This is a genomic window from Cupriavidus sp. PB-02, assembly GCF_058252315.1.
In genome coordinates this window covers 2,770,543-2,796,261 of sequence record NZ_CM177695.1, presented here as the reverse complement: position 1 = coordinate 2,796,261, position 25,719 = coordinate 2,770,543, and the positions used below count along the sequence as shown (strand labels likewise).

23 protein-coding genes are annotated in these 25,719 nt (G+C 67.4%); 14 read left to right on the top strand and 9 right to left on the bottom strand.

What is annotated here, in order from left to right:
• Position 1: 1 nt before the first annotated feature.
• Positions 2-1,003, bottom strand: a complete 1,002-nt coding sequence (locus AC10V3_RS33475) for an AraC family transcriptional regulator (RefSeq protein WP_022539713.1) — start codon at positions 1,001-1,003, stop codon at positions 2-4.
• A gap of 226 nt (positions 1,004-1,229) precedes the next feature.
• Positions 1,230-2,288, bottom strand: a complete 1,059-nt coding sequence (locus tag AC10V3_RS33470) for a beta-keto acid cleavage family enzyme (protein ID WP_022539712.1) — start codon at positions 2,286-2,288, stop codon at positions 1,230-1,232.
• Between the two features lie 344 nt (positions 2,289-2,632).
• On the opposite strand from AC10V3_RS33470, the gene AC10V3_RS33465 reads away from it, so the two are divergent.
• The 6 genes from AC10V3_RS33465 (at position 2,633) to AC10V3_RS33440 (ending at position 9,014) form a co-directional block, all read left to right on the top strand.
• Complete coding sequence (locus AC10V3_RS33465) at positions 2,633-3,625, top strand: tripartite tricarboxylate transporter substrate binding protein (RefSeq protein WP_022539711.1); 993 nt, start codon at positions 2,633-2,635, stop codon at positions 3,623-3,625.
• A 16-nt stretch (positions 3,626-3,641) separates the two neighbouring features.
• Complete coding sequence (gene kce, locus AC10V3_RS33460) at positions 3,642-4,577, top strand: 3,5-dioxohexanoate:acetyl-CoA acetone transferase (RefSeq protein ID WP_022539710.1); 936 nt, start codon at positions 3,642-3,644, stop codon at positions 4,575-4,577.
• Between the two features lie 77 nt (positions 4,578-4,654).
• The gene (locus AC10V3_RS33455) at positions 4,655-5,719 is read left to right on the top strand and encodes an AraC family transcriptional regulator (RefSeq protein ID WP_022539709.1); all 1,065 of its coding nucleotides are present in this window, start codon (positions 4,655-4,657) and stop codon (positions 5,717-5,719) included.
• Between the two features lie 19 nt (positions 5,720-5,738).
• Positions 5,739-6,485, top strand: a complete 747-nt coding sequence (locus AC10V3_RS33450; protein ID WP_041681864.1) for an SDR family NAD(P)-dependent oxidoreductase — start codon at positions 5,739-5,741, stop codon at positions 6,483-6,485.
• 177 nt (positions 6,486-6,662) lie between these two features.
• A complete protein-coding gene (locus AC10V3_RS33445) occupies positions 6,663-7,340 on the top strand; it encodes an alpha/beta hydrolase (protein ID WP_041681863.1) in 678 nt (225 codons plus the stop codon).
• Between the two features lie 51 nt (positions 7,341-7,391).
• A complete protein-coding gene (locus tag AC10V3_RS33440; RefSeq protein WP_022539706.1) occupies positions 7,392-9,014 on the top strand; it encodes an AAA family ATPase in 1,623 nt (540 codons plus the stop codon).
• A gap of 13 nt (positions 9,015-9,027) precedes the next feature.
• Here AC10V3_RS33440 and AC10V3_RS33435 read toward each other — a convergent pair whose 3' ends face one another.
• From AC10V3_RS33435 to AC10V3_RS33415, 5 genes are all read right to left on the bottom strand, one after another.
• Positions 9,028-11,364, bottom strand: coding sequence for an acetamidase/formamidase family protein (locus AC10V3_RS33435; protein WP_349607269.1), 2,337 nt, complete (start codon positions 11,362-11,364; stop codon positions 9,028-9,030).
• A gap of 93 nt (positions 11,365-11,457) precedes the next feature.
• A complete protein-coding gene (locus AC10V3_RS33430; RefSeq protein WP_041681862.1) occupies positions 11,458-11,649 on the bottom strand; it encodes a DUF1427 family protein in 192 nt (63 codons plus the stop codon).
• A gap of 14 nt (positions 11,650-11,663) precedes the next feature.
• Positions 11,664-11,891, bottom strand: a complete 228-nt coding sequence (locus AC10V3_RS33425) for a XapX domain-containing protein (RefSeq protein WP_022539703.1) — start codon at positions 11,889-11,891, stop codon at positions 11,664-11,666.
• An 89-nt stretch (positions 11,892-11,980) separates the two neighbouring features.
• A complete protein-coding gene (locus AC10V3_RS33420; RefSeq protein ID WP_022539702.1) occupies positions 11,981-13,006 on the bottom strand; it encodes an acetamidase/formamidase family protein in 1,026 nt (341 codons plus the stop codon).
• A gap of 391 nt (positions 13,007-13,397) precedes the next feature.
• Entirely contained in the window at positions 13,398-13,820 is a 423-nt protein-coding gene (locus tag AC10V3_RS33415; protein WP_022539701.1) for a hypothetical protein, read from the bottom strand.
• A gap of 363 nt (positions 13,821-14,183) precedes the next feature.
• On the opposite strand from AC10V3_RS33415, the gene czcI reads away from it, so the two are divergent.
• The 7 genes from czcI to AC10V3_RS33380 all read left to right on the top strand — a co-directional run bounded on the left by czcI (position 14,184) and on the right by AC10V3_RS33380 (position 22,857).
• Positions 14,184-14,582 carry a cation efflux protein, CzcI family gene (gene czcI / locus AC10V3_RS33410; RefSeq protein WP_022539700.1) on the top strand — a complete coding sequence of 133 codons (399 nt, stop codon included), beginning with the start codon at positions 14,184-14,186 and terminating at the stop codon, positions 14,580-14,582.
• A gap of 90 nt (positions 14,583-14,672) precedes the next feature.
• Positions 14,673-15,950, top strand: coding sequence for a TolC family protein (locus tag AC10V3_RS33405; RefSeq protein WP_022539699.1), 1,278 nt, complete (start codon positions 14,673-14,675; stop codon positions 15,948-15,950).
• A 17-nt stretch (positions 15,951-15,967) separates the two neighbouring features.
• The gene (locus AC10V3_RS33400) at positions 15,968-17,236 is read left to right on the top strand and encodes an efflux RND transporter periplasmic adaptor subunit (RefSeq protein ID WP_022539698.1); all 1,269 of its coding nucleotides are present in this window, start codon (positions 15,968-15,970) and stop codon (positions 17,234-17,236) included.
• 13 nt (positions 17,237-17,249) lie between these two features.
• A complete protein-coding gene (locus AC10V3_RS33395) occupies positions 17,250-20,426 on the top strand; it encodes a CusA/CzcA family heavy metal efflux RND transporter (protein WP_022539697.1) in 3,177 nt (1,058 codons plus the stop codon).
• Between the two features lie 153 nt (positions 20,427-20,579).
• Positions 20,580-21,704 carry a cytochrome P450 family protein gene (locus AC10V3_RS33390; RefSeq protein ID WP_022539696.1) on the top strand — a complete coding sequence of 375 codons (1,125 nt, stop codon included), beginning with the start codon at positions 20,580-20,582 and terminating at the stop codon, positions 21,702-21,704.
• 29 nt (positions 21,705-21,733) lie between these two features.
• Entirely contained in the window at positions 21,734-22,090 is a 357-nt protein-coding gene (locus AC10V3_RS33385; protein WP_022539695.1) for an antibiotic biosynthesis monooxygenase family protein, read from the top strand.
• Between the two features lie 11 nt (positions 22,091-22,101).
• Entirely contained in the window at positions 22,102-22,857 is a 756-nt protein-coding gene (locus AC10V3_RS33380) for a sulfite exporter TauE/SafE family protein (RefSeq protein WP_022539694.1), read from the top strand.
• A 127-nt stretch (positions 22,858-22,984) separates the two neighbouring features.
• Here AC10V3_RS33380 and AC10V3_RS33375 read toward each other — a convergent pair whose 3' ends face one another.
• Together AC10V3_RS33375 and AC10V3_RS33370 are read right to left on the bottom strand one after the other, a co-directional pair.
• A complete protein-coding gene (locus AC10V3_RS33375; protein WP_041681861.1) occupies positions 22,985-23,734 on the bottom strand; it encodes a carbonic anhydrase in 750 nt (249 codons plus the stop codon).
• 464 nt (positions 23,735-24,198) lie between these two features.
• On the bottom strand, positions 24,199-24,408 hold the full coding sequence (locus AC10V3_RS33370) for a DUF3606 domain-containing protein (RefSeq protein WP_022539691.1): 210 nt from the start codon (positions 24,406-24,408) through the stop codon (positions 24,199-24,201).
• A gap of 179 nt (positions 24,409-24,587) precedes the next feature.
• On the opposite strand from AC10V3_RS33370, the gene AC10V3_RS33365 reads away from it, so the two are divergent.
• Positions 24,588-25,685, top strand: coding sequence for an extracellular catalytic domain type 1 short-chain-length polyhydroxyalkanoate depolymerase (locus AC10V3_RS33365; protein WP_022539690.1), 1,098 nt, complete (start codon positions 24,588-24,590; stop codon positions 25,683-25,685).
• Positions 25,686-25,719 lie beyond the last annotated feature (34 nt).

The following is a 25,719-nucleotide window of genomic DNA, read 5'->3' as shown; positions in this document are numbered from 1 at the left end:
CTCACATAAGCAGTTCGCCGCGCCAGCGCGTCGGTGACTTGCCGAATTGCGCGCTGAACCAGCGAGAGAAGGTGCTTACCTCGGAGAACCCGACCAGCATCGCGACCTGGGACACGGGATATCTGTGGTCCCCAAGGTAGCGGTTGGCCAGGCCGCGTCGGACCTCATTCACCACGGAGGAGAACTCTTCGCCTTCCTGCTCAAGCCGTCGTTGCAGCGTGCGGGCGCTCATCCCGAGCTTCTCGCCCACCTGGTCGATGCCGCTTCGGCCGCGCGGCAACAGCATGTGGACCGCGCGACGGACGTTGGACGCCATGGAAGCCTGTCTGCCGCGCGAATTCTGGTCAAGGAACTCCTTGGCGTAGCGGGACAGGTTCACGTCGCCCAGCGGATTGGGTCGATCAAGGTCCTGCTGGTCCAATATGATGCCGTTAAAGTCGCATCCAAAGTCGACTCTTGTGCCGAACAGCCGATGGTGGATATGAAGGCTTGCGGGCGCGGCATGCGAGAAATGCACGCTGCGCGGCTTCCACCGTCCCCCCAGCATCGATTTCATCAGGCACAGCAGCGCGCCGACCGAAAGCTCGACACGCTGCCTTCCCGGCTCGGACCTCTCCGTAATCAACTGCTGATGGACGATGGCGATATCGTCGGCTTCCTCGACGTGGAGGGAAAGGGACTCGCTCAGCAGGTGACGATAGGTCTCCACCTGCCCCAGTGCATGGCGCAGCGTCGGCTGGTGCTGCAGCAGCAGGCTGATGGGGCCGAAGTCAGACAGCCGCCACGCTTCCGCCATCAGCAGGCCCACCGAAGCGCAGCTGGAGGCCTGCTCGGTGGAATCCAGCACCTCGGCCAGCCACGCTTCCGGGACATGCAGGTCCGGCGAACATATACAGGACTGGTCGGCCCCGACGTGGTGGATCATGCGCTCCGGGTCGACACCCAGCGTGCGGGCAATCTCGGAGAACTTGACCAGGAGGGCGCTGCGAATCAGGATGCTCATGGGATCTCAGGCGAATCGTCGCCGGTCGGTGACGCGGCGTTGCTGACAGTGAAGGTATTTTCAGCCCCAGGCTGTGTCAAGATTCCTATATAGAAGTTGGAGTAAACACCTATCGCGAGGTGCGGCCGGAGGCGCCCGCTCGCCGGCTCCCGTGCACTGCACACATGCGCCACCGTCCGGCCGCTCTCCCGGCAAGCCGACAACGTCAGTTGTCGCTGATCCGCGCTCAGAACGTCTTGCGCAGGAAGCCCTGGTTGCCCCCGTTGCGATTGGGGGCGAAGCCGTTCGCCTGCAGGGATTCCTCCACCGTGTCATAGAACACGCCGATCTTCGAGATCTCGCGCGCCTGTTTCGCGGTGGCGATCTCGCGGCCGAACTCGCGCGAGATCCGCACCAGCTGCTCGATCTGCTTCACCGTGCTCATCTTCTCGGTGCGGGACTGGTTCCACAGGCAGTCCTCAGTGCCGCAGCGCACGTGCAGGCCCGCGGCAATGCCCATCATGTTGACCGGCAGTACGTTGCGCACGTTGCTTTCCACCGTGACCACGGCGCCATCGGGCACAGCTCGAATGAAGTTTGCGAGGCTGTAGACACTGGGCGTATCCATGCCGCCGGCGATGGCCACCCAGTTCATGACCAGCGGGCCCTTGTAGAAGCCGCGGCGCATCAGACGCTCCACCGACTCAAAGCTGTTGAGGTTGTAGCACTGGAATGCACTCTGGATGCCCTTGGCAGTCAGGCGGCGGACATGCTCCTCCACCCAACCCGGCTGCGCGGGCACCGTCATTTCCTTGTAGGCGTCGAAGATCGCGGGGTTTGCGCGCGAGGTGCCCCTGAAATCCGCATCTTCGGCCTGATCGGTGACGTTCATCTGCGAGGTGTTGACGGTCACCGTGACCTGGTCCGGCGTGGGTTCGAGATCGGCCAGCATGTGGCGGGTATCGTCAGACAGCCACTTGGCGGCCTGGCCTTCGTTCTCGGGGGCGAAGGAGATCGAACCGCCGACCTGGATGATCATCTCGGGCACCGCCTTGCGCACGCCGGCAACCAGTTCATTGAACTTGGACAGGCGCTTGCTGCCCCGGCCATCGAGTTCGCGCACATGCAGGTGCAGCACCGTGGCACCGGCGTTGTAGCAGTCCACCGCCTTCTGGATCTGGTCCTCCATCGTGACCGGGATGTCCTCGGGAAAGTCGCCAGGCAACCAGCCGGGCGCATAGGGTGCGGCCGTGATGATCAGGGGTTGCTGGTTTTCGGGGAAGAGGTGGCCGTCGAGAAAATTCATGTTTGTTCTCCAGGGGGATAGGTTGCGGTCGGTTCAGCAGGAGGCATCCGGCTTCGATCCGTTCCCCCGAGTATCCCGGGCACCCGCAATTCCCCGCTTGCTTATCGGGGACATTCATTTGCTTATTTGGGACAGAGAAGAAAACGAGAAGTGGCGACGTCCGCAAGCGGCGCTCTAGACATGCCTGCTATCCCGGGTGCTGCAGGATTTCGCTTGCCGCCGGCAGGCCGGGCCCTTGGCGCGATTTGCAAAGACTCTGTCGTGCAATGCAAAGCGCCTGGCGGAGCGACCCCACAGAATCTGTGTTCAGTCGCCACCCAGTTGGCACCACGAAAGGAATTTCGATGAAACGCGCCCCCTCGATTGCGCGCCAGGCCCTGGCGCTCACGATTGCCCTTGTTCCACTGCTGTCGGCCGCGCCCGCGGCGAATGCCGCCGAGTGGCCGACCAAGCCCGTGCGGATCATCGTTGGCGCCCCGCCGGGTGGAACGGCAGATATCCTGGCGCGCCTGTTTGCGCATGAGCTGCAACGCCCGCTCGGACAGCCTGTGATCGTGGAGAACAAGGCCGGCGCAGCGGGAACGATCGGCGTTCATGGCCTGCTGTCGGCGCCGCGGGACGGCTACACCTTCCTGTTGATTCAAAAGGGCATTGCCGCGGAAGTGCCCCACACCATGCAGGTGTCCTACGACCCGTTCAAGGAAATCGTTCCGATTGCACAGCTTACCCGGCAGGGCCTCGTACTTGTCGGCAATCCCGGCCTGCCCGCGAAAAGCCTCGGCGAACTGATCACCTATGTCAAGGCGAACCCGGGCAAGGTCGACTATGCGAATTTCGGTCCCGGCATGCGTAGCCAGACCATCGCTGTGCAATTCAATCGCCTTGCCGGACTGACGGCGGGGAACGTGAGCTACAAGGGGTCGCCGCCTGCGTTACAGGACGTCATGGGCGGGCACGTTCCGCTCATGTTCGACGGCCCGGCAACTTCGCTTCCGTTCATCAAGTCGGGGAAGCTACGGGCCTTTGCCATTGCCTACCCCAAGCGGGTCCCCGCGCTCCCTGATGTGCCGACCTTCGCCGAACTGGGATTCCCCGACCTCAAGGAAGTCAGCTGGATGGGGCTCTGGTCAGCGCAAGGCGTACCGCCAGCTGTGGTGTCGAAGATGCGCGACGCCGCGCTCAAGGCGACGCAATCGCCGGAAGTCCGGAAAAAGGTCGAGGAACTGGGCATGGAGGTCGGTTCGGCGGCTACCAGCGAAGAGCTTTCCGCGGACGTGCGTGAATCCCACGAACGCCAGGGCAAGCTATTGCGCTCGATCAACTTCAAGGCTGAATGAAGCGGAGACACCAGTCATGGCAGCACCCCAAAGCAAGGTCATCGTGACCTGCGCCGTGACCGGCGGAATTCACACGCCGACCATGTCGCCTTACCTCCCGATTACGGGGGATGAGATCGCCCGGGAGGCGATCGCGGCCGCCGAAGCCGGCGCCTCGATCGTCCATCTGCATGCGCGCAAGCCCGAGAACGGCCAGCCGTCGCAGGACCCGGCGCTGTTCCGGGCCTTTCTTCCGACCATTGCCGAGCGTTCGGATGTGGTGATCAATCTCACCACCGGCGGCGCGCCAAACATGCTGGTGGAAGAGCGGCTGCAGCCCGCGTTGCAGCTCAAGCCGGAAGTGGCTTCGCTGAATATGGGTTCGATGAACTTCGGCCTGTATCCGATGCTTGGCCGGCACAAGGAATTCAAGTACGACTGGGAGCGGCCTTACCTGGAAGGTTCGGAAGACCGGGTGTTCCGCAATACCTTCAAGGAGATCCGCTACATCCTTGAATCCTGCGCAGACCATGGCACCCGGTTCGAAATCGAGTGCTATGACACCAGCCACCTCTACACGGCGGCGCATTTCATCGACCGCGGCATCCTCAAGCCACCGTTTTTCATTCAGTCGGTCTTTGGCCTGCTGGGCGGAATCGGCTCTCACCCCGACGACGTCATGCATATGCGCAGGACGGCGGAGCGGCTGTTCGGCAAGGACTACTACTGGTCCGTGCTGGGCGCCGGCCGCAGCCAGTTTCCGCTTGCCACCATGGCAGCGTCGATGGGCGGAAATGTCCGGGTGGGGCTCGAGGATTCCCTCTGGGATGGGCCGGGCCGGCTCGCAACGAGCAACGGCGGGCAAGTGCAGCGCATTGTTTCGATCCTGAGATCGCTGAACCTGGAAGTGGCGACGCCCGATGAAACGCGCGACATGCTGCAACTGAAAGGAAAGCATGCGGTCGCGTTCTGACCCGCTGTGCGCAACCGCGCACCGTTCCTCGCATTCGCGGCCGGTCGTCATGGGGCTCCGAGGCAGTCGCGAAAGCTATGCAATACGTCGGCAAACTTATCCGTAGCGCCAGCCTGAACGGCTACATCGAGCTGGTGGAGTCGCTCGGGCGCGATCCCCATGCCTTCCTGCGAGGCGTGGGACTTTCAGCGCGCTTGCTGGAAAACCCCGAAACGCCCATCCCCAGCCACGCCGTGCGCGAACTGCTCGAAGTCACCGCGCGCGCTACCGGCGTGGAGGACCTTGCCCTGCGGCTGGCGGCGCGGCGCAGCTTCTCCAACCTGGGGCCCATCAGCCTGGTGCTGAAGGAAGAACCTACCCCACGGCAGGCGCTCGATACCTTGTGCCGCTACCTGAAACTGCTTAGCGCCACCCTGATGACTCGCATCGAGGACGCCGGGCCGGCCGTGATCATCCGCGATGAGCTTCTGCCCAGTCCCGGCGTGGCCATGCGGCAGGCAACGGAACTGGCGGTCGGCGTGAAGTTCCGCATCCTGCGCGAGCTGATCGGTCCCCAGTGGCGGCCGCTTCAGATTTGCTTCACGCACCGCCCGCCCGTCGACGCGTCGGCGCACCGCGCCTTCTTCGGACGCAGCCCGACGTTCAACCAGCCATTCAACGGCCTGGTCTGCGCGGCGGCGGACCTGCAAATTGCGCGCACGCCCGACAATCCCGGCGCCGCGCGCTTCGCGAGGGACTACCTGGAGGCGGCGCTGCGGCACCGCGAAGAAGGCGTGCGCGAATCATGCCGGGAACTGATCCTGGCCTTGCTACCGGGTGGGCGCTGCACGACCCAGCAGGTGGCGCATCTCCTGCGCGTCGATCGCCGCACGCTGCACCGTTACCTCAGCGCCGAAGGGCTGACATTCTCAGCCCTCCTCAACCAGGTGCGCTCGGAGCTGGCGATGCGCCACCTGCAAGAGAGCGACCTACCGATCGGGGAGGTCGCGGGGCTGCTGGGCTTTTCGGCGCAGAGCAGTTTCTGCCATTGGTTCCACGCCGCGTTTGGTTGCAGTGTCACGGACTGGCGCAAGCGGGGAGCCGGGGACTCATCCTTGACGGATCCCAGGCTGAATCAATCCGATCCATTAGTTCTGTTTTGAGACAAAAGAGGAATACATGATGACTCGCCCCGTCGTTCTGGTTACCGGAGCTACCTCCGGGATTGGCCGCGCAACCGCGCTCGCATTCGGTCGCGAGGGCGCTCAGCTGGTTTGCTCCGGCCGCAATGTCTCTGCCGGCGCCGCGCTTGTTGCCGAACTCCGCGACATGGGCGCCGAGGCCGAGTTTGTCGCGGCCGACGTCAGCAACGAGGAGCAAGTCCGCGAACTCGTCGACCGCACCGTTTCGCGCTTTGGACGGCTCGATGTTGCAGTGAACAGTGCAGGAACGGAAGGAACGGGCGGGTCGATTGTCGACCAGACTGTCGAATCCTATTCGGCGACCTTCGACGCCAATGTCCTGGGGACGTTCCTCAGCATGAAGCACGAGTTGCGCGTGATGCTGGCGCAGGAGCAGGGCGTTGTCGTGAACCTTTCCTCCACGATGGGAAGCCGCGGCAATGCGCAGAATCCGATGTATGTCGCGAGCAAGCACGCGATCGAGGGCCTGACCAAGGCTGCTGCCCTGGAGGCAAGCAGGTCCAACGTACGCGTGAATGCCGTGGCGCCTGGCCCCATCGACACAGGCATGCTGGAGCGCATTGCGGGAGGCGCCGAGCGGATCGCGGCAGTTGCCGCGACCATCCCGGCCGGTCGCATCGGCACCGCGGAAGAGGTCGCCGATGCCATTGTCTTCCTGGCGTCAGATCGGTCCAGGTATATCTCGGGTCAGATTCTTGGCGTCAACGGCGGCAAGACCGCCATGTAGTCCCCCACCTGCGCGCTATCCAACGGTCAGGGCCGGCCCCAGGGAACTGGCCCCCCGTTCACGAGCTGCCTACGTGTTACGCAATCGGCGCCTGAGAGGGTCTATGGCGACATGATGTGGCTGTGGCGTGGTTTTGTATGTAATATACAGAATATCACAAAGCCACCGACACCAGCCATGCTCGATCCCTCGCTGTTTGGTCGCCTGTCCTTTACCCCTGCCGAACCGCGCCACGCGCCGCTGCCGCCCGGGCGCCACCACCTGGGCGTGGCCGGCGCGCGCGATGCCGTGCTGTTCGTCCCGGATAGCCTCGACCCCGCCACGCCGGTGCCGCTGCTGGTGATGTTCCATGGCGCCGGCGGCTTCCCGGAAAAGGTCCTGCCCCACCTGGAGTCGCATGCGCAGCGCCACGGCTTCCTGGTGCTGGCACCGCATTCAATGTTTCCGACCTGGGACATCGTGATCGGCGGCAACGGCCCCGACCTGGAGCGGCTGCACCAGGCGCTGACGGCGGTGACCTCGCGCTACCGGATCGATCCGCAACGGCTGGGCTTTGCCGGCTTCTCCGACGGCGCGAGCTACGCGCTCTCGCTTGGCATCACCAACGGCGATATCGCCAGCCATGTGATGGCGTTCTCCGGCGGCTTCATGTCGGTGTTCATGCAGGAGGGCGCGCCCCGGGTGTTCGTGGCGCACGGCCTGGACGACGAGCAGCTGCCAATCGCGACCAGCGGCCGTGCCAATGCGGCCAGGCTGAAGGCCGCCGGCTACGACGTGCGCTACGTCGAGTTCGATGGCCTGCACGTCATCCATCCGCCGGTCGTCGACCAGGCGATCGAATTCTTCCTGCAGTGACACGCCGGACCCCGGCGTGCGCGGGCAAGCCAATCAACCGGAGTGTGGTCCATGGACTTTGAAATTCCGCAGGCGCTGGTCGATCCCCTGCTGGCGCTGATCGAAACCGGATCGCCGCTGGCGAAGCAGCTGCAGGAGCATGGCGTGTGCCACGGCGACATGCTGGTGTCGAGCAAACTGTTCGATGCGCACGCGCTCAATTCGCTGTACACACTGAGCAAGTCGCAGAACCAGCGCGCGCTGATGTTCCAGATGCTGGCGCTGGACAATATCCACAACGCTCCGCAGGCGCGCACGATCCCGGGGCTCGACCAGCTGATCCCGGGCCTGGTGGCCTACCTGGCGCGCGATGCCATCGATGGCTGGCTCTACCAGCGCAACCGCGACGGCGTGCTGCTGCCCTGGCTGGTGCGCCGCATGCGCTATGTCGCGCCCGACCAGGGCATGCCCTACGTGGTGGTCGACATGCTGGCCAATACCATGCAGTCCGCCAACTCGGAACTGACCGACCACCACAAGCGCCGCGCCGGCATGACCACCTCGATGGTGATCACGCGCGACGATATCGCCAACCGCACCATCCCGGAGCTGCTGGCGGAGTTCGGCTTCTACAAGGAATGCGCGGAGTTCCGGCAGGAATACGAGCAGCACGCGCGGCGCTTCGTGCGTTACCAGCGCCGTTTCGGCGCGCAGTTCGTCGCCGCGCGCTCGGCGTTGACGGTCGATGCCAAGGGCAGCGTCGAGCTGACGCGCATCGCCGAGGTTGCGCCGGCCCGGTGCGTGAACGACGAAGAACGGCTGGAGCGCCGCTTCGAAATGAGCTGCGACCCGGAGTTCTGGCGCGATGCCGGCGTGGACGAGGGCTTCGAGCAGGTGCCGCTGCACTGCTATGTGCACCTGTTCCACCTGGAATGGCACCGCAATATCTGGGTCCATGTGCAGCACCTGTCCGAATACCGCTATCAGCCCGAACTGCGCGACAAGCTGGTGCTGCCGGCCCATCACCGCGACCTGATCGATATCCTGACCTCGCATATGGACGTGCTGGTGCCGGACTTCGTGCCGGGCAAGTCCGGCGGCACCACCATCCTGTGCCAGGGCGCGCCGGGGCTGGGCAAGACGCTCACTGCCGAGGTCTATGCCGAGGTCGTCGGCAAGCCGCTGTATCGCGTGCATTCGGGGCAGCTCGGCACCACGGCGGCGTCGGTCGGCGCCACGCTGACCGGGATCCTGCGCCGCGCCATGCGCTGGAACGCGATCCTGCTGCTCGATGAAGCGGACGTCTATATCCGCTGCCGCGACAACGACCTCGAACACAACGCCATCGTCGCGGAATTCCTGCGCACGCTGGAATATTTCGATGGCCTGCTGTTCATGACCACCAACCGCATCGGCGATGTCGACGATGCCATCCTGTCGCGCTGCATCGCCACCATCCACTACGAGACGCCCGGCAAGGACGATGCACGGCGGCTGTGGCGGCTGCAGGCCGCGCAGTTCGGCGCGGAACTGGGCGATGGCTTGATCGAAGTGCTGATACGCGCCTATCCGAAGGCGAGCGGGCGCGATATCAAGGAATTGCTGAAGCTGGCGACGCGCTATGGCAAGGCGAAGGGGATTCCGTTGTCGGAAGATGTGTTCCGCTTGTGCGGGCAGTTCCGGGGGATCGGCTAGGCGGCGCGGTCTGTCATGCGCCCGCGAACAGCGACTTGCGGATGATCGCGTGCACCCCCCAGTTGCCATTGACCACCTGCGTGATGCCAAAGTCGACCGCAACCGAGATCAGCGTGATCGCCTCATCCTCGCTCAGGCCCTTGACCGACATCAGGAAGCGCCGTGCCTTGCGAAACGCATCGCGCATGGCCTCGTCCAGGGTCGACTTCAGGTAGATGTGGCTCTGTGCCTTCTGCCCCAGCTCGGCCAGGTGGTTTGGCGAGCTGAAGCCGTGGAGCACCCATTCATCCGGCGTCTCGACCAGCGGGTAGGTCAGGTCTGCAAACGGCGCGCCGGGAGCGATCTGCGTGGCCTTGTGCAGAATCAGCTGGAATTCGCCGGTCAGCGAGCATTCGATGGCGGTGCCGCACAGTTCGGAATCCCCCTGGGAAGCATGCGGATCGCCGACTGAGAGCAGGGCGCCAGGCACGGCCACCCGCAGGAAGACACTGGCGCCGCGCGTGACCCGCCAGTTGTCGAGGTTGCCGGCGAAGCTCGACGGCGGGATGGAATCGATCAGCCCGTCCTGAGCCGGGGCCACCGCAATCACCCCGAAATGCGGGCGAATCGGGATGTCGATGCCGCGCAGCACGTCGTGTCGCTTGACGATGGTGGCGTGGTCGACGGGCACGCCGGGGTAGTCGATGGTGGGATGCAGCACGCCGAACGGGTCGCGCTGCGGGGTCCAGCGGAAGTTGTAGACCGCGCGTGCCCGGCCGTCGGCGCGCTCGCAATCGATCTCGAAGACCGTGACGACCTCGCGCTCGCGCGGTTCGGTCAGCATGTCCCGATAGTGGAAGCCCCACCACGTCGCCGCATTGGCGCCGAACGCCTTGCCCGCGAAACGCGGATCGGCGCACGGTCGCGGGCGCACGTCGAGGATCCGGACTTCCAGCACATCGCCGGGCATGGCGCCGCGCACGGCCACCGGGCCGGTGCAGATATGCACGCCGAAGCCTTCGCCCGCGCCGCGGCCATAGACCGAGGCATCGATCGGGCCCGCGCCGCGCCGATTGACATTCTTCTGCTGCGCGGTCCAGTGGAACACGCTCTCCGCGCCGGCGTCGCCTGCGACCATGCGCTCCCAGTCGTCAGCGGCATGCTGCGTCAGCGTTTCGAGCGTGAGCCTGTCGCCCGATTCGACCTCGAGTACCGGTGCCAGGTCGTGGCTGAGATAGCCCCAGTGGACGGTCTTGTCGGTGGCGCGAAGCCAGTGGTGCCGCTCGCCCAGGCGCCCGTCATGCGCTCCTGCGCGGGCCGGCTGCACGGGCGTCCTGGTCCTGGACGCGCCATCGTCCGGTGCTGCCGCAGGGAGCCGCGCGTTGACGGGCAGGCCCCGCGAGACCTTCTGCGTCAGCAGCCTGGCCGGGGCGAGCGTCATTTGCTCGCGATATGCGCTCGGCGACAGGCCGAACTGGTCGCGGAAGGCGTGGCTGAAGTAAGAAGGGTCGTTGAAGCCCCAGCGATAGCAGATATCGGAGACCGTCAGACGGTCGTAAAGCGGATTGGCCAGGTCGGCCCGGCACCGTTCGAGTCGGCTGGTGCGCAGGTACGCCGAAAAGCTGCTGCCCGACTTCTCGAACAGTTTCTGCAGATAGCGCGCCGAGACATGCTCGTCCGCCGCAATGGCGGCCAGGCTCAGGCCCGACTCGGCCAGGCGGGCATCGATGCGCCCGCAGACCCTGGCGAAGATCGCCGCCCGTGACGACGTCATGCCGGGAAGCGGCCGGGGCTGGACGTTTGCCAGCGCGGCGGTCAGGAATTCCGGGATGGTGCTGTCGAAGGGCTGCAGCGCCCGTGGCTCCGCCGCGACGATGGTCTCGAAGCTCTCTGCGATCGATTGCAGCACGCGCGCGAACAGTGTCGCGGTGTCGCCGCCCAACCGCATCGCCGCGCGCGGCAAGGGGGCGGCGATGCGCGCCGTCAGCGCCGTACCGAGATGGACAGCCAGCAGGCGGAACGGCGTGGCAAGCGCCAGCTCCGGGCCGGCGCCCTCGGGTACGCACAGGATGTCACCGGCTTGCAGGCGCTCGCGGACCGGCGTCGCGCCCAGCATGGCTTCGCCCTCGGCCAGCATCAGCAGCATCAGGCCGCGGCCTTCGCCGGCAGTCACGGCCAGCGTCTGCGGCACCGACGCGATATAGGCCAGCTCGATGCCGGCGGCTGTCGCCCTGGACTGGATCGCACCGTGCAGGGTGTGGTCCGCGCACAGGCTCTCACAGCGCAAGCGCACCGCCCTGAGCTGGTCACGCCACGCGGCGCCGCGCCGGTTGCGCGGATAGGCTTCGGTGGAAAATGGCGACAGGTGCAAGTTCAGCCTCCCTGGCATCGGCCTGCAACGGTAATGGGGTAGACGCGCCGCCTACCCCGTTTCTGCCTTGCCGTGCGAAGGCTGGCACCGTGGCTAGCCAAACAGCAGCTGTCCTCGCATGGCCGCCACCAGAACAAAGCCGGCAAACGTGCCAAAGATGGCGAAGATGCCGCCAAGCACGTTTGGTGCAGGGATCGGGGCGCGTACCGCAGTGTAAACAACCCCCGTCACCAGGCCAACGGCCGCGGCCTGCAATTCCGTACTGCCCAATGCGATCTCGACCATTGCATTCCCCATGCTCATGAATCCGCAGTGACGGCGTCGCGTACCGGCGGGCGACCGAAGGTGATGCTGCGGCGCCAGGCGTGGACGATCAGGTAGCCGATATAGGTAAAGAGGATGGCGAAGATACCGCCCATGACGTTCGGTGCCGGGATCGGCAGGCCCAGCCAGGCGTACAGCGTGCCCGTGACCAGCCCGACGACCAGCGCAACGATCTCGTTGCGACCTATGTAGACGTATTGCATGAACTCTCCGTTCGATCGGCCGCCCGGGCGGGCAATGGCTGGCCGCGGCGCCCGGCGGCATGGTTTCGGAATGCGGGCCTGGGCGGCGCTCAACCCTTCTGCCGGGGCGGGAAGATTGCCCGGGGCATCGTGCAATGGATGCCTTGGGTGCCGTCGACAACCTGGGTGACGCCGAAATCGGCGGACACGCTCATCAGCGAATAGGCGTCGTCGCGCGACAGCCCTTGCTGCTCGGTCAGCAACTGGATCATGTCGCGCGCGGCGTTCTTGCCGGCTTCGTCGAGATCCTCGTGAAAACCATGGACGACCCAGCAGTCAGGCGTTTCCAGCAGCGGGGACGGAAAGTGGAAGTCCTTGCGCAGCACCACCTGGAACAGCACGTTCAGCGAGGCCTCGATGGCGGTGCCGCTGATTTCGCCATCGCCCTGCGAGATATGCGGATCGCCGATCGAGAACAAGGCGCCGTCGACTTCGATCGGGTAGTACATGGTGGCGCCGGCGCCGATGCGCCAGTTGTCGATATTGCCGCCGTGCCGGCCGGGTTGCACGGTGGAGACTCGCCCCCGGGCGTCCGGTGCCACGCCGGCCGTGCCGAGATGGGGCCGAACCGGTACGCGCACCCCGGCCAGCGCGGGCTGCCGGCAGCATTCGCGCTGGTCGACAATCTTCCCGGGGGTGGTCAGCTTGCCCGGATAGTCGTAGGCATAGAGGGCGTGGGCGGTGTTGGATGCGTTGTCCAGCTCGTAGATGGTGACGCGTTCCTTCTCGAACTCCGGGTACAGCTGGCCCCAATGCGCGGCGACGTTGGCGCCGAAGCGGAAGCGCGGAATCATCTGCAGGTAGCGGACCTCAAGCACGTCGCCGGGCTTCGCGTCTTCCACAAAGATCGGACCGGTCATGATATGCACGCCGGGATTGCGGTCCTCATGGGGGATCTGCTCGTAGATGGCGCGCACGGCATGGTCCATCATCAGGTCGGGTGCGTCGCCGGCGTGGTGGGTGACCGCTTCCGCGCGGATGATATCGCCGCTCCTGACGGTCAGGGCGGGCGCCCTGGTGGCTTCGAAATAGCCCCAATGCACGGTATCGGGGCGGGCAGGCAGGTCATGCAGCATGTTGTCTCCTTCTTGTTGTGGTGCGGGATTCCGCCAGGGCGCGGGCCCGGCCGGACAGGCGCGGCGAACGGCGATGGGAGCAACGGGAATGCGTGAAGGTCATGAACCGCCCTGCCTGGAATCCCGCTTGCGCCGCACACCGGGCATGGGCCAAGGGGCGGTGAGCTAATGGTAGGAAGGCGGGCTGGCGGGGCCCTAGGGCGATACGCCCCGACAGCTTGTGCTGCAGCGAACTAACGTAAACCCGGCGTCATGCGCCAGGCCGTGCGGCCCTGGATGCTGCGGCTTGCCCGCCTGCAGCTGCGATCCGCCAGCCGTTCAGACAAGAAAAAAGGCCAGCGCAAAGGCGCTGGCCGTTTCGTCTTGAGCTTGCGGACTGCTGTCGATGCGATCAGGCACGTGCGCCCTCGCCGTACGGGTCGAACGCGCCAACCCGGCTGCCTTCGGTGTAGGGATCGAAGCTGCGCGCCGGCGATGCCGATACACCGCTGCGCTCCAGGCCGGCCAGCGTGCGGGCGCCGTCCACATACGGGTCGGGCTTGCCGGCACGGGCGCCGTCGGTGAAGGCGTCGTGCGAGCGGAATTCATAACCATACTTGTCACCCGGCACCGTGATGGCGGCCAGCGTGCGGGCGCCGTCCAGGTACGGGTCGGCCTTGCCGGCGCGGGCGCCGTCGGTGAAGACGTCTTGCGTGCGGAAGTTGTAGCCGTACTTGTCGCCGGGCAGCTGTTCGGCGGCGGTGGCGGCTTGCGCGGTGCCCAGGGCGGCCAGCGACAGGATCAGCGCGGAAACGAGGCGGGTGGTCTTGGTCATGAAATTTCTCCAGGTCTTGTTCGTTGAATTTGTCAGAACGTGTTGTGTTGCGTGTGTGCCGTTCATGTAACGAACTATAGGCGGGGTAGCGGCCTGGAAAGTGGGCTTGTGCTGGATAAGTTATTCAGAAAAATTGAATAACGACTGGGTGTCCGCGCGTCGTAATGTGAACGCGTTTAGATGCGACCACCGGCCCTCGTGGATGCTCCCCTTGCCCGCTCGCGGGAGAGGGGTGCAGACCGCCAGGTATCGCGGCGATGACGCAAATGTAATGACCCCGTCGCGATAGTGGCCGGCACCACTCGGTTAAACTTGCGGCTCGCTGTCTCCGCCACGTCGGATGCCAGCGCAAGCCGCCCGACCATGCAACGCCTCCTCCTCATCCTCCTTGCGCTCATCCTGCCGCTCCAGTTCGCCTGGGCGGGAGCGGCGGCGTATTGCCGGCATGAGGTGGCGGCATCGGCCAAGGCCCATCTGGGGCACCACGAGCACCAGCACAAAGCCGACAGTGGTGCGCACAGCAAAGCCAGCGACAAGCCCGGCGGCACGGTCAGCGACAAGGCCGCCGACGCCGATAAGCTCGGCCTGGCCGATCCCGATTGTGGCATCTGCCATATCGCCTCGCTGCCGTTCGCGCGCGCCGATGCGCCTGAGGTGCAGGCCATGCGCCGCGTCGAACTGGCGCCGCCGGCTTCGCAGCCAGGCTTCTCGTCCCACAGCGCGCGGGCGCCCGACCGTCCGCAGTGGCTGCGTCTCGCCTAGCCGGCGAGACGACGCGCTTCCCCGCTCTCCCTGATGCCCTGACGTCAGGCGTCTCGCCGAATTCCCCGATTTCTTTCCTGGTGCAATTCGATGCGAAGACTTTTGCTGCCGCTTGGGCTGGCGGCCGCCCTATCCAGCCCGTTCTCCGGCGTCGCCCAGACGCCGCCTCCCGCCATGGCGCCCGTGGATGGCAAGCCATTGGCATCCCCCGCCGCGCAGGAGCCGTCCGGCACGCTGACGCTTGACGCCGCGCTGGCGCTGGCCGAAGCCGGCAGCTTCGCGCTCTCGGCCGCCGGCAAGGAACTCGACGCCACCGAAGGCGACGTCACGCAGGCGCGCGTGCTGCCCAATCCGGAGCTGGCGGTGTTGATGGAAGACACGCGCCGCGCTACGCGCAACACCACCGGCCAGTTCAACCTGCCGATCGAGCTGGGGGGCAAGCGCGCCGCGCGCATCGGCGTGGCCGAGCGCGGGCGCGAACTGGCGCAGGCCGAGCTGGGCAGCGTGCGTGCCGAGCTGCGCGCGGCGGTGATCGCGCGCTTCTTCGGCGTGCTGGTGGCGCAGGAGCGCGTGACGCTGGCCGAGGGCTCGGTCGGCATCGCCAGCAAGGCCGCCGCGGCCGCAGGGCGGCGCGTCGCCGCGGGCAAGGTCGCGCCGCTGGAAGAAACGCGCGCCCGGGTCGAGCAGGCCAATGCCGAGCTGGAGCTGGCCGAAGCTACCGGCGCGCTGCAATCGGCGCGGCAGTCGCTGGCCGCGCTGTGGGGCAATACCGCGCCCGGCTTTGCGCAGGCGCGCGGCGATCTCGATGCGCTGCCGTCGCGACCCGCGCCCGCCGCGCTGCAGGCTGCGCTGGAAGACGCGCCGCTGCTGGCGGCGAGCCGGCTGTCGGCCGAGCGCAGCCGCGCCGAAGTGGCGGTGGCGCGCAGCCGCCAGTACCCGGATGTCACCGTGAGCCTCGGCGCCAAGCGCGACAACGAGGCCAACCGCAATATGGCCGTGCTGGGCGTAGCCATCCCGCTGCCGCTCTTTGACCGCAACCAGGGCAACCTGTACGCGGCGCTGCGCCGCGCCGACAAGGCGCAGGACGCGCATGCCGCCAATCGCATCCGGCTGGCGAACGAACTGCAGCAGGCCTCGACCCAGCTCTCGGTAGCACGCGCCGCGGCGCAGACGCTGCAGTCCTCGGTGCTGCCCGCGGCCGAGCAGGCCTATGCCGCCGCCACGCGCGGCTTCGAGGCGGGCAAGTTCAATTTCCTCGACGTGCTGGACGCCCAGCGCACGCTGTTCCAGGCACGCATCCGCTACCTGGACGTGCTGGCCCGCACCTATGACGCCGCGGCCAGCATCGACCGCATCCTCGGACACTGATACGGAAGGCTTCAAGCATGGCAATGAGCAAGCAACAACGGGCCGCCGTGGTGGCCATCCTGGTCGTCGGGCTGCTGGGCGGCGCGGCGATCCTCTTTACCGGCAAGGGCGGCGGCGCCGGGGAGGAGGCCGGACATGGACACGCCGAACATGGCGACGAGCACGCGCACGGCAAGGACGGGGACAAAGCGGCCGACCACGGCGGCGCCAGCGCGCCTGCCGTGCCGCCGCAAGCCGAGAGCAAGCCGCACCTGGTCACGCTGACGCCCGCGCAGATCGAGCAGGCCGGCATCGGCCTCGCCACCGCCGGTCCCGCGCCCTTGCGCAGCAGCGTCGATTTTCCGGGCGAGATCCGCTTCAACGACGACCGCACCGCGCACGTGGTGCCGCGCGTGGCGGGCGTGGCGCAGGCGGTGCCCGCCAACCTGGGCGAGCAGGTCGCCAGGGGTCAGGTGCTGGCAGTGATCGCCAGCACGGCGCTCGCCGAGCAGCGCAGCGAACTGCTGGCGGCGCAGCGGCGCGAGGCGCTGGCGCGCGCCACCTACGCGCGGGAGAAGACCTTGTGGCAGGAGAAGATCTCCGCCGAACAGGACTACCAGCAGGCGCGCACGGCGCTGGAAGAAGCCCGGATCGCGGTGCAGAACGCGCGCCAGAAGCTGACCGCGATCGGCGCCACCGAGGCCCCCGCCGGCAAGGGCGGCAGCCTGAACCAGTTCGCGCTGCGCGCCCCGTTCGACGGCATCGTGGTGGAAAAGCACCTGTCGCTGGGCGAGGCGGTCAAGGAAGACGCCAGCGTTTTCACCATCTCCGACCTGAGTTCGGTATGGGCCGAGTTCGTGGTGTCAGCGCGCGACCTGGACCAGGTGCGCGTGGGCGAGTCGGTCACGGTGCACTCGAGCGCCTCCGACACGCAGGCCGAAGGCAAGGTGTCCTACGTCGGCGCGCTGCTGGGCGAGCAGACGCGCACCGCCAAGGCGCGCGTGACGCTGGCCAACCCTGGCATGGCGTGGCGCCCGGGGTTGTTCGTCACCGTCAGCGTGCTGGGTGTGCCGGTGCAGGCGCCGGTGACGGTGGCCGCGGATGCGGTGCAACAGGTCGACGGCCAGAGTGTGGTCTTCGTCGCGGTGCCGGGCGGGTTTGCGGTACAGCCGGTCAAGACGGGCCGCACCGGCGGCAAGCTGGTGGAGATTACCGAAGGCCTGCAGCCAGGCGCGCGCTATGCCGCGGCCAACAGCTTCATCCTCAAGTCCGAGCTGGGCAAGTCCAGCGCCGGGCACGAGCACTGAGCGGGAGGCAGCCATGTTCGAACGCCTGATCCGCTTTGCCATCGAGCAGCGCTGGCTGGTGCTGCTGGCCGTGCTGGCCATGGCCGCGCTCGGCCTGTACAGCTATACCCGGCTGCCGATCGACGCGGTGCCGGACATCACCAACGTCCAGGTGCAGATCAACACCGCCGCGCCGGGCTACTCGCCGCTGGAGACCGAGCAGCGCATCACCTATCCGGTCGAGACCGTGATGGCGGGCCTGCCGGGGCTGGAGCAGACGCGCTCGCTGTCGCGCTACGGGCTGTCACAGGTGACGGTGATCTTCCGCGACGGCACCGATATCCACTTTGCGCGCCAGCTCGTCAACCAGCGCATCCAGGAAGCGCGTGACAAGCTGCCCGCCGGCATCACGCCCGCGATGGGGCCGATCTCGACCGGCCTGGGCGAGATCTACCTGTGGACAGTCGAGGCCGACCCCGGCGCGCGCAAGCCTGATGGCACGCCCTACACGCTCGCGGACCTGCGCGAGATCCAGGACTGGGTGATCCGTCCGCAATTGCGCAACGTGCCGGGCGTGACCGAGGTCAATGCGATCGGCGGGCATGCGCGCGCCTACGTGGTCGCACCCAGCCTGGAGCGCATGGCGTCGTATGGCCTGTCGCTGGCCGACGTGGTGGCCGCGCTGGAGAAGAACAACGACAACGTCGGGGCCGGCTATATCGAGCGGCGCGGCGAGCAATACCTGGTGCGCGTGCCGGGCCAGGTGCGCTCGCTCGACGATATCCGCGAGGTGATCGTCGGCACCGCGCAGGGCCAGCCGATCCGCGTGCGCGACGTCGCCACCGTGCAGACCGGCGGCGAGCTGCGCACCGGTGCCGCCACCGAGAACGGCCGCGAGGTGGTACTGGGCACGGTGTTCATGCTGATCGGCGAGAACAGCCGCACGGTGTCGCAGGCGGTGGACCGCAAGATGGCGGAGATCAACCGCACCTTGCCCGCTGGCGTGGAAGCGATCACGGTCTACGACCGCACCACGCTGGTCGACAAGGCCATCGCCACGGTCAAGCAGAACCTGCTCGAAGGCGCGGTGCTGGTGATTGCCATCCTGTTCCTGTTCCTCGGCAACCTGCGCGCGGCGCTGATCACCGCGCTGGTGATCCCGCTGTCGATGCTGTTCACCTTCACGGGCATGGTGCACTACCGCGTCAGCGCCAACCTGATGAGCCTGGGCGCGCTGGACTTCGGCATCATCGTCGACGGCGCGGTGGTGATCGTCGAGAACTGCGTGCGCCGGCTGGCGCATGCGCAGGAACGACACGGCCGTGTGCTGACGCGCTCCGAACGCCTGCACGAAGTCTTTGCCGCCGCGCGCGAGGCGCGCCGGCCGCTGCTGTACGGGCAGCTGATCATCATCGTGGTGTACCTGCCGATCTTCGCGCTGACCGGGGTCGAGGGAAAGATGTTCCACCCGATGGCCATCACCGTGGTGCTGGCGCTGCTGGGGGCGATGGTGCTGTCGGTGACTTTCGTGCCGGCGGCGGTGGCGCTGGCCATCGGCAACCGCGTGGCCGAGCGCGAGAACCGGCTGATGGCGTGGGCGCGCCGGCGCTATGCGGTGCTGCTGGAGCGCTCGCTGGCGGCCACGCCGGTGGTGCTGACCTTTGCCGGCGTCGCGGTGGCGCTGTGCCTGGCGATCGCCACGCGGCTGGGCAGCGAGTTCGTGCCCAGCCTGAACGAGGGCGACCTTGCCGTCCAGGCGCTGCGCATCCCCGGTACCAGCCTGACGCAGTCGGTGGCGATGCAGCAGCAGGTGGAGACCACGCTGAGGGTGAAGTTCCCGGAGATCGAGCGCATCTTCGCGCGCACCGGCACCGCGGAGATCGCCTCGGACCCGATGCCGCCGAACATCTCCGATGGCTACATCATGCTCAAGCCGAGGTCGCAATGGCCCGAGCCACGGCGCACCCGCGACGAACTGATCGCGGCGATCCGCGAGGAGGTCGGCAAGCTGCCGGGCAACAACTATGAATTCTCGCAGCCGATCCAGCTGCGCTTCAACGAGCTGATCTCGGGCGTGCGCTCGGACGTGGCGGTCAAGGTGTTCGGCGACGACAACGCCGTGCTGGAGCAGACCGCCAACCGCATCGCCGCTGTGTTGCAAGGCATCCCGGGCGCTGCCGAAGTCAAGGTCGAGCAGACCACCGGCCTGCCGATGCTGACCGTCAATATCGACCGCAACAAGGCGGCGCGCTATGGCCTGAACATGAGCGATATCCAGGATGCGGTGGCGATCGGGATCGGCGGCAAGACGTCGGGCACGTTCTTCAGCGGCGACCGGCGCTTCGATATCGTGGTACGCCTGCCCGATGCGGTGCGCGAGGACGTGGAAGCGCTGCGGCGCCTGCCGGTGGCGCTGCCGAAGGACAGTGCCGCGCGCACCAGCTATATCCCCCTCAGCGAGGTGGCCACGGTGGAGCTCGCCCCCGGCCCCAACCAGGTCTCGCGCGAGAACGGCAAGCGCCGCATCGTCGTCAGCGCCAATGTGCGTGGGCGCGATATCGGCAGCTTCGTGCCCGAGGCCGAGGCGGCCATCCGCGAGCGCGTGCAGGTCCCGGCGGGCTACTGGACCAGCTGGGGCGGCACGTTCGAGCAGCTGCAGTCCGCCACCGAGCGCCTGCGCGTGGTGGTGCCGCTGGCGCTGGGGCTGGTGTTCGTGCTGCTGTTCGCCATGTTCGGAAATGTGAAGGACGGGCTGCTGGTTTTCACCGGCATCCCGTTCGCGCTGACCGGCGGCATCCTGGCGCTGTGGCTGCGCGGCATCCCGCTGTCGATCTCGGCGGCGGTGGGCTTTATCGCGCTGTGCGGCGTGGCAGTGCTCAACGGGCTGGTGATGCTGTCGTTTATCCGCTCGCTGCGCGAGGGCGGGCAGGGGCTCGATGACGCCATCCGCCAGGGCGCGCTGACGCGGCTGCGGCCGGTGCTGATGACGGCGCTGGTGGCTTCGCTCGGCTTCGTGCCGATGGCGCTGGCGACCGGCACGGGGGCCGAAGTGCAGCGGCCGCTGGCCACGGTGGTGATCGGCGGCATTCTGTCGTCGACGGCGCTGACATTGCTGGTGCTGCCGGTGTTGTATCGGCTGGCGCACAGGAACGACGAGGCGGCGGCGGAGGCGGCGCAGGGGGAGGGGGAGTTCGTGCAGGTGGAGACGTAAGCGGCGCGTGAAGACGCATCAAAGACACGTGGTTCCCGCGTACCCGGGAACCCGGCGACTCTTGGCGGCGCAATCGATCTTTCACGACACCGTGAAGCGTTTGCGCCGCGCACGCGGCAAACTGGCAGCACATTCAGCCCCCAATGTGCCGCCATGCTGACAGCCACCCTGCCCGATACCGGGATCGACCCGCTCAGCGCCGTCATCCATCCCGACCCCTATCCGTATTACCGGGAGTTGGCCGCCCGCCGGCCATTCTTCCGCGACGAGCGCCTCGGCCTGTGGGTCGCCGCCGGCCCGCGTGAAGTGGCGGCAGTGCTGGCCCATCCCGACTGCCGCGTACGCCCGCCCGCGCAGCCGGTGCCGCCCGCGCTGGCCGGCACCGCTGCCGGCGACCTGTTCGGCCGGCTGATCCGGATGAACGATGGCGCTGCCCATGCGCCGCTGAAGCAGATCCTGATGCCGATGCTGGCAGGCATCGACCCGGCCGCCGCGGCCCTGCGTGCGGCGGCGATGGCAACGGTGATCGATGCCGGCGCTGCCACCGGCACGCCCGGAGAGCGCGTCAACCGCTGGCTCTTCACCTTGCCTGTGGTGACCGTGGCCGACCTGCTCGGTTTGCCCGTTGCCGAAGGCGACGGGGCGACGGCGGTTGCGCAGCGCGTAGCGGCCTTCGCCGCCGCGCAGTCGCCACTGGCCGATGCGCACACCGTGCGCGCCGGTGCGGAGGCCGCGCAATGGCTGGGCGCATGGCTGGCCGATACCACGCCCGGCGACGGTCCGCTGCCGGCGCTGCATCAGGCCGCGCACGCCGCCGGCATCGATGCGCAGGCTGTCGCCGCCAACACCATCGGCCTGCTGGTACAGGCCTGCGAAGCCACCGCCGCGCTGGCCGGCAACACGCTGCTGCGGCTGGGCCGCGGCGCGTCGGACCTCGCGCTGCAAGCCGTGGTCGCCCGGGTCGCGCAAGACGATCCGCCGGTGCAGAATACGCGCCGCTTCCTCGCCGCCGATGCGCAGCTATGCGGCCATGCCGTCAAGGCGGGCGATGCCGTGCTGGTCCTGCTGGCGGCGGCATCGTGCAGCGGCCTCGCCGGCGGTGCACGCCCATGGACCTTCGGCCACGGCCGCCACGCCTGCCCCGGCGAGCGGCTGGCGCAGGCGCTGGCCGCCGCCACGGTCGCGGCGCTGCTGGAGCGCGGCGCCGATCCCGCAGCGCTGGCGCAGGCTTTCCGCTATCGTCCGTCGCTGAACGCGCGCATGCCGCACTTCCTCTGAGCCCAACAACGCAATCACCGGAGACCCTCATGATCGCCATCATCTTCGAAGTCGAGCCCGCACCGGGCCGCAAGGACACCTACCTGGACATCGCCGCGCACCTGCGCCCCGAACTCGAGGCCATCGACGGCTTTATCTCGGTGGAGCGCTTCCAGAGCCTGACCAACCCCGGCAAGATGCTGTCGCTGTCATTCTTCCGCGACGAGGCCGCCGTGATCGCCTGGCGCAATACGCTGGCGCACCGCCAGGCGCAGGCCGCCGGGCGCGGCGGCGTGTTCGCCGGCTACCGGCTGCGCGTGGCGCAGGTGCTGCGCGACTACGGCATGAACGAGCGCGACGAGGCGCCCGCCGACAGCCGCGCCGTGCACGATCACAAGGCAGGCTGAAGGGGGCAGCGATGACGATCGAAACAATCGGCACGCAAGCCGCCTTTATTGGCCTGACCTTCCTGCTCGCCGGTTTCGTCAAAGGCGTGGTGGGTCTGGGCCTGCCTACGGTCGCGGTGGGCATGCTGGGGCTGGTGATGCCGCCCGCGCAGGCCGCCGCGCTGCTGGTGGCGCCGTCGATGGTGACCAACGTGGTGCAGCTGGTCAGCGGCCCGCGCTTCGGCCTGCTGGTGCTGCGGCTGTGGCCGATGCTGGTGGCGATCTGTGCCGGTACGTGGCTGTGCGCGGCGCTGGTGCCGGCGGGCATGATGACCCATGCGACCCCGGCGCTCGGCGTGGCACTGGTGCTGTATGCGGTGGTGGGGCTCGCCGCTGTGAAGCTGGTGGTGCCGGCGCACGCGGAACGCTGGATGGGCCCGCTGGTCGGGCTGGTCACCGGCGCGATCACGGCGGTGACGGGCGTGTTCGTGATCCCGGCCGTGCCTTACCTCCAGGGCCTCGGACTTGAAAGGGAAAGCCTGGTGCAGGCGCTGGGTCTGTCGTTCACCGTGTCGACCATCGCGCTGGCGGTGAGCCTGGCGCTGGGCGGTTCGCTGCTGCATATGCCGGTGCTGGGCGCCTCGGTGCTGGCGCTGGCGCCCGCGCTGGGCGGCATGTTCATTGGCCAGTGGCTGCGCCACCGGATCAGTGCTGAGCGTTTCCGCAAGCTGTTTTTCTGTGGCCTGCTGGTGTTGGGTGGAGAGCTGGCGATGCGCGGGTTGTCGTGAGCGCGGCAGTCCCCGCATGGCATCAGACTGCGGGCAAACTTGCACGCTGCTGGCTTGCTCCCTCTCCCGCGAGCGGGAGAGGGAGCACCCAAGGCGGTAACCCATCGGGTCAGTATCAGGCGGCCACTTACTGCCCCGCCTGCACCACGCGCCCGTTCAGCGGCTGTACCGGCCGCGCATTCATCCGGTACAGCTGGCGGAATGCCGCCAGCTGCGCCGGCGAGATTTCCACCGGCGTCTTCAGCACCTGCCAGCGCACATCCTCGCTGCACGGCGGCGTGGTCAGCGAGCCGGTGAAGGCCCAGTAGGACTGCTGCGCCGGCAGCAGCGCGGCCACATCCAGCTGCGCGGCCAGCTCGCGCGACTCGCCGGCCTTGCCCGGCAGGCTGGCAAAGACCGGCTTGAGCGCGGCGTTCTCGCGGCCGGACTTGAACAGCACCGCCACCACCGCGAGCTTGCCTTCGGCGTTCTGGTGCACCAGGTGCGCCACCAGCGGATAGGTCTTGCCGTTGATCTTCTCTTCGCTGGGCGTGTGGAAGTGGAACTGCAGCAGCTTGTAGGGCACGCCGTCGAGTTCGATCTGCCCCGCGGCGGGCAGGTTGACCTGGACGGTATGGCCGTTGTTGACCACGGTGGCCGGCGCCGCGGCATAGGCAAAGCCGATCGGCTTCAGGTCCGCGCGCTTGGCCTTGCCGGTGCGGATATCGATCGGGGACTGGTGCTTGCCCAGCGCGCAGGTCTTGTAGCCCGCGTCGAGTTCGGCCCAGTGCGGTGCGCCGGTGGGCCCGGTGTAGCTCCAGTGTGGTTCGTTGCCTGCCCACGCGGCAGGGGCGAGCAGGGCTGCACAGATGGTGAAAGTCGGCAGCTTGATGGTCATGTCGATGCGTCCTCGTGTAGGTGACCCCATGTTTTCCGATGCCCCGGTCGGTCTGGTCTTCGTGCCAGGTCGTCGCCCCGGGCCCGAAATCATGCAGCAAAACCGCTGCCCGGCGAACATTGCATTGCTGAATTCCGGTCTGCATTGCGCTTATCTCTGGTATGGCCGGGATGCGCGCGGCAGCAACCCGCAGCCGGGGCTGACACCGGCGGCTGCCGATACGCTCGACGTGGCTTCGCTGAGGCGGCCGGCTACAGCGTGGTCAGGTGGACGGTCAATGACAGCGCATCGCGCAGCAAGACGCCGGACGACAGCGAGTTTGTCCAGATCCGCCTGCCGAAGGCGCTCAACCTCGCGCGCTGAGGCTTGCGGCCCTGGCGTCGGGCAAAGACCTTCGCCGTCGTTCCCGCTCGCGCGGGAACGACGGGTAGCAGGGTTGGGAGGTTGGCAGGGGTTGAGGGGACTTAATGGGGCCGCATTCCGGCCTGGTAGCCCGGGTTTTCTTCCAGCTGCGCACGCACCGCGGCGATATGGTCGCCGGCGGCATCGACGGCGTGTTCCAGATCGTCCTGGCTGCAGCCCAGCTCGCGGCACCAGTACTGCACTTCAAGCGGATCCATCAGGTTGACGCGGCCCGGATCCAAAGGCCTGAACTGGCTTGTTGCATCGATCATGCTTGCCTCCTGTCCGTGCCTCGGGGCGACACGGCCATTGCATTGTAGGCAGTCATCCGGCGCGCGTTGCATGCAACCTGGAGACTTTTCCGCATTCCCCCCTCAAACGCCTCGTCTGCCTCGCACCCTTCGCGACTCGGCATATGATGCACGGGTTACCCATGCCGACAGGACGCCGCATGCCCCGCTCTTCCGGCGCGAGACTCTGGTCCACGCTGAACAAGACCGCTACCCGCAACGCCCGCCGCATGCAGCGCGCGGTCAACAAGAATTTCACCAAGCCGATGACCGAGGCCATCGTGCGCAACGCGGTGAAGCAATCCGCTGTGGTCACGGCCGCCACCCAGCGCGCGCTGACCGGCGTGGTCTCACCCGTGCAGGCCCCGGAGAGCCGCGGCAGCGGACGCTGGGAGGAGGGCGCTTGGGGCGGGCCGCTGACGCCGCGGCGCTATCGCATCTTCGTGCCGGCCGGCGCCACCGCCTCGCATCGCGCCCCCATGCTGGTGCTGCTGCATGGCTGCGGCCAGGACGCCGCGAGCTTTGCCGCGGTCACGCGTGCCGCCGCAGTGGCGCGCGAATCCGGCTGGGTGGTGTTGCTGCCGGAACAAAGCTCGCAGGCCAACGCGCAGCGTTGCTGGAACTGGTTCCGCCCTTCGGTGCAGGGCGCTGCCGAGGCGGGGCAGCTGATGGGACTGATCGATAACGCCTGCCGCAGGCATCCGGTCGCGCCCGACCGCATCAGCGTGCTGGGCCTGTCCGCGGGCGGTGCGATGGCGCTGATGCTCGGGCTGCGCTACCCGGAGCGCATTGCCGCGGTGGGTTCGCATTCCGGCGCGGTGCCCTGGAGCGCAGCCAATGCCGCGCAGGCGACGCGCGCGATGCGCGGACAGCGCGGGCCCGATGCGCAGGCCATGCAGGCCATGCGCGTGGGGCTGGCCGGGCGCCGCCCGCCGCCGCTGTTGCTGCTGCACGGCGATGCCGATGGCGTGGTCGACTTCAGCAACGCCACCGCGACCGCAGCGATGTGGATGAACCTGCAGCCGGAAGGGGCGCACCCGCTAACCGGCGTGCCAGCGCGGCGCATCCAGCGCGGGATGCGGCGGGCGGTGGATGTGTTCGACTGGACGGCGAGCAAGTGGCCTTACGTGCGCCTGGTGCGGATCGAGGGGATGGGGCATGCCTGGAGCGGCGGGGCTGGCGGGCATGCGTTTTCCGATCCGGCGGGGCCGGATGGGTTGAAGATGGCGCTGCGGTTTTTTCTGGCGGCTGGGGGGTGAGGGGCTCGGATTCATGGCCGGCCTCGGCCAGGTG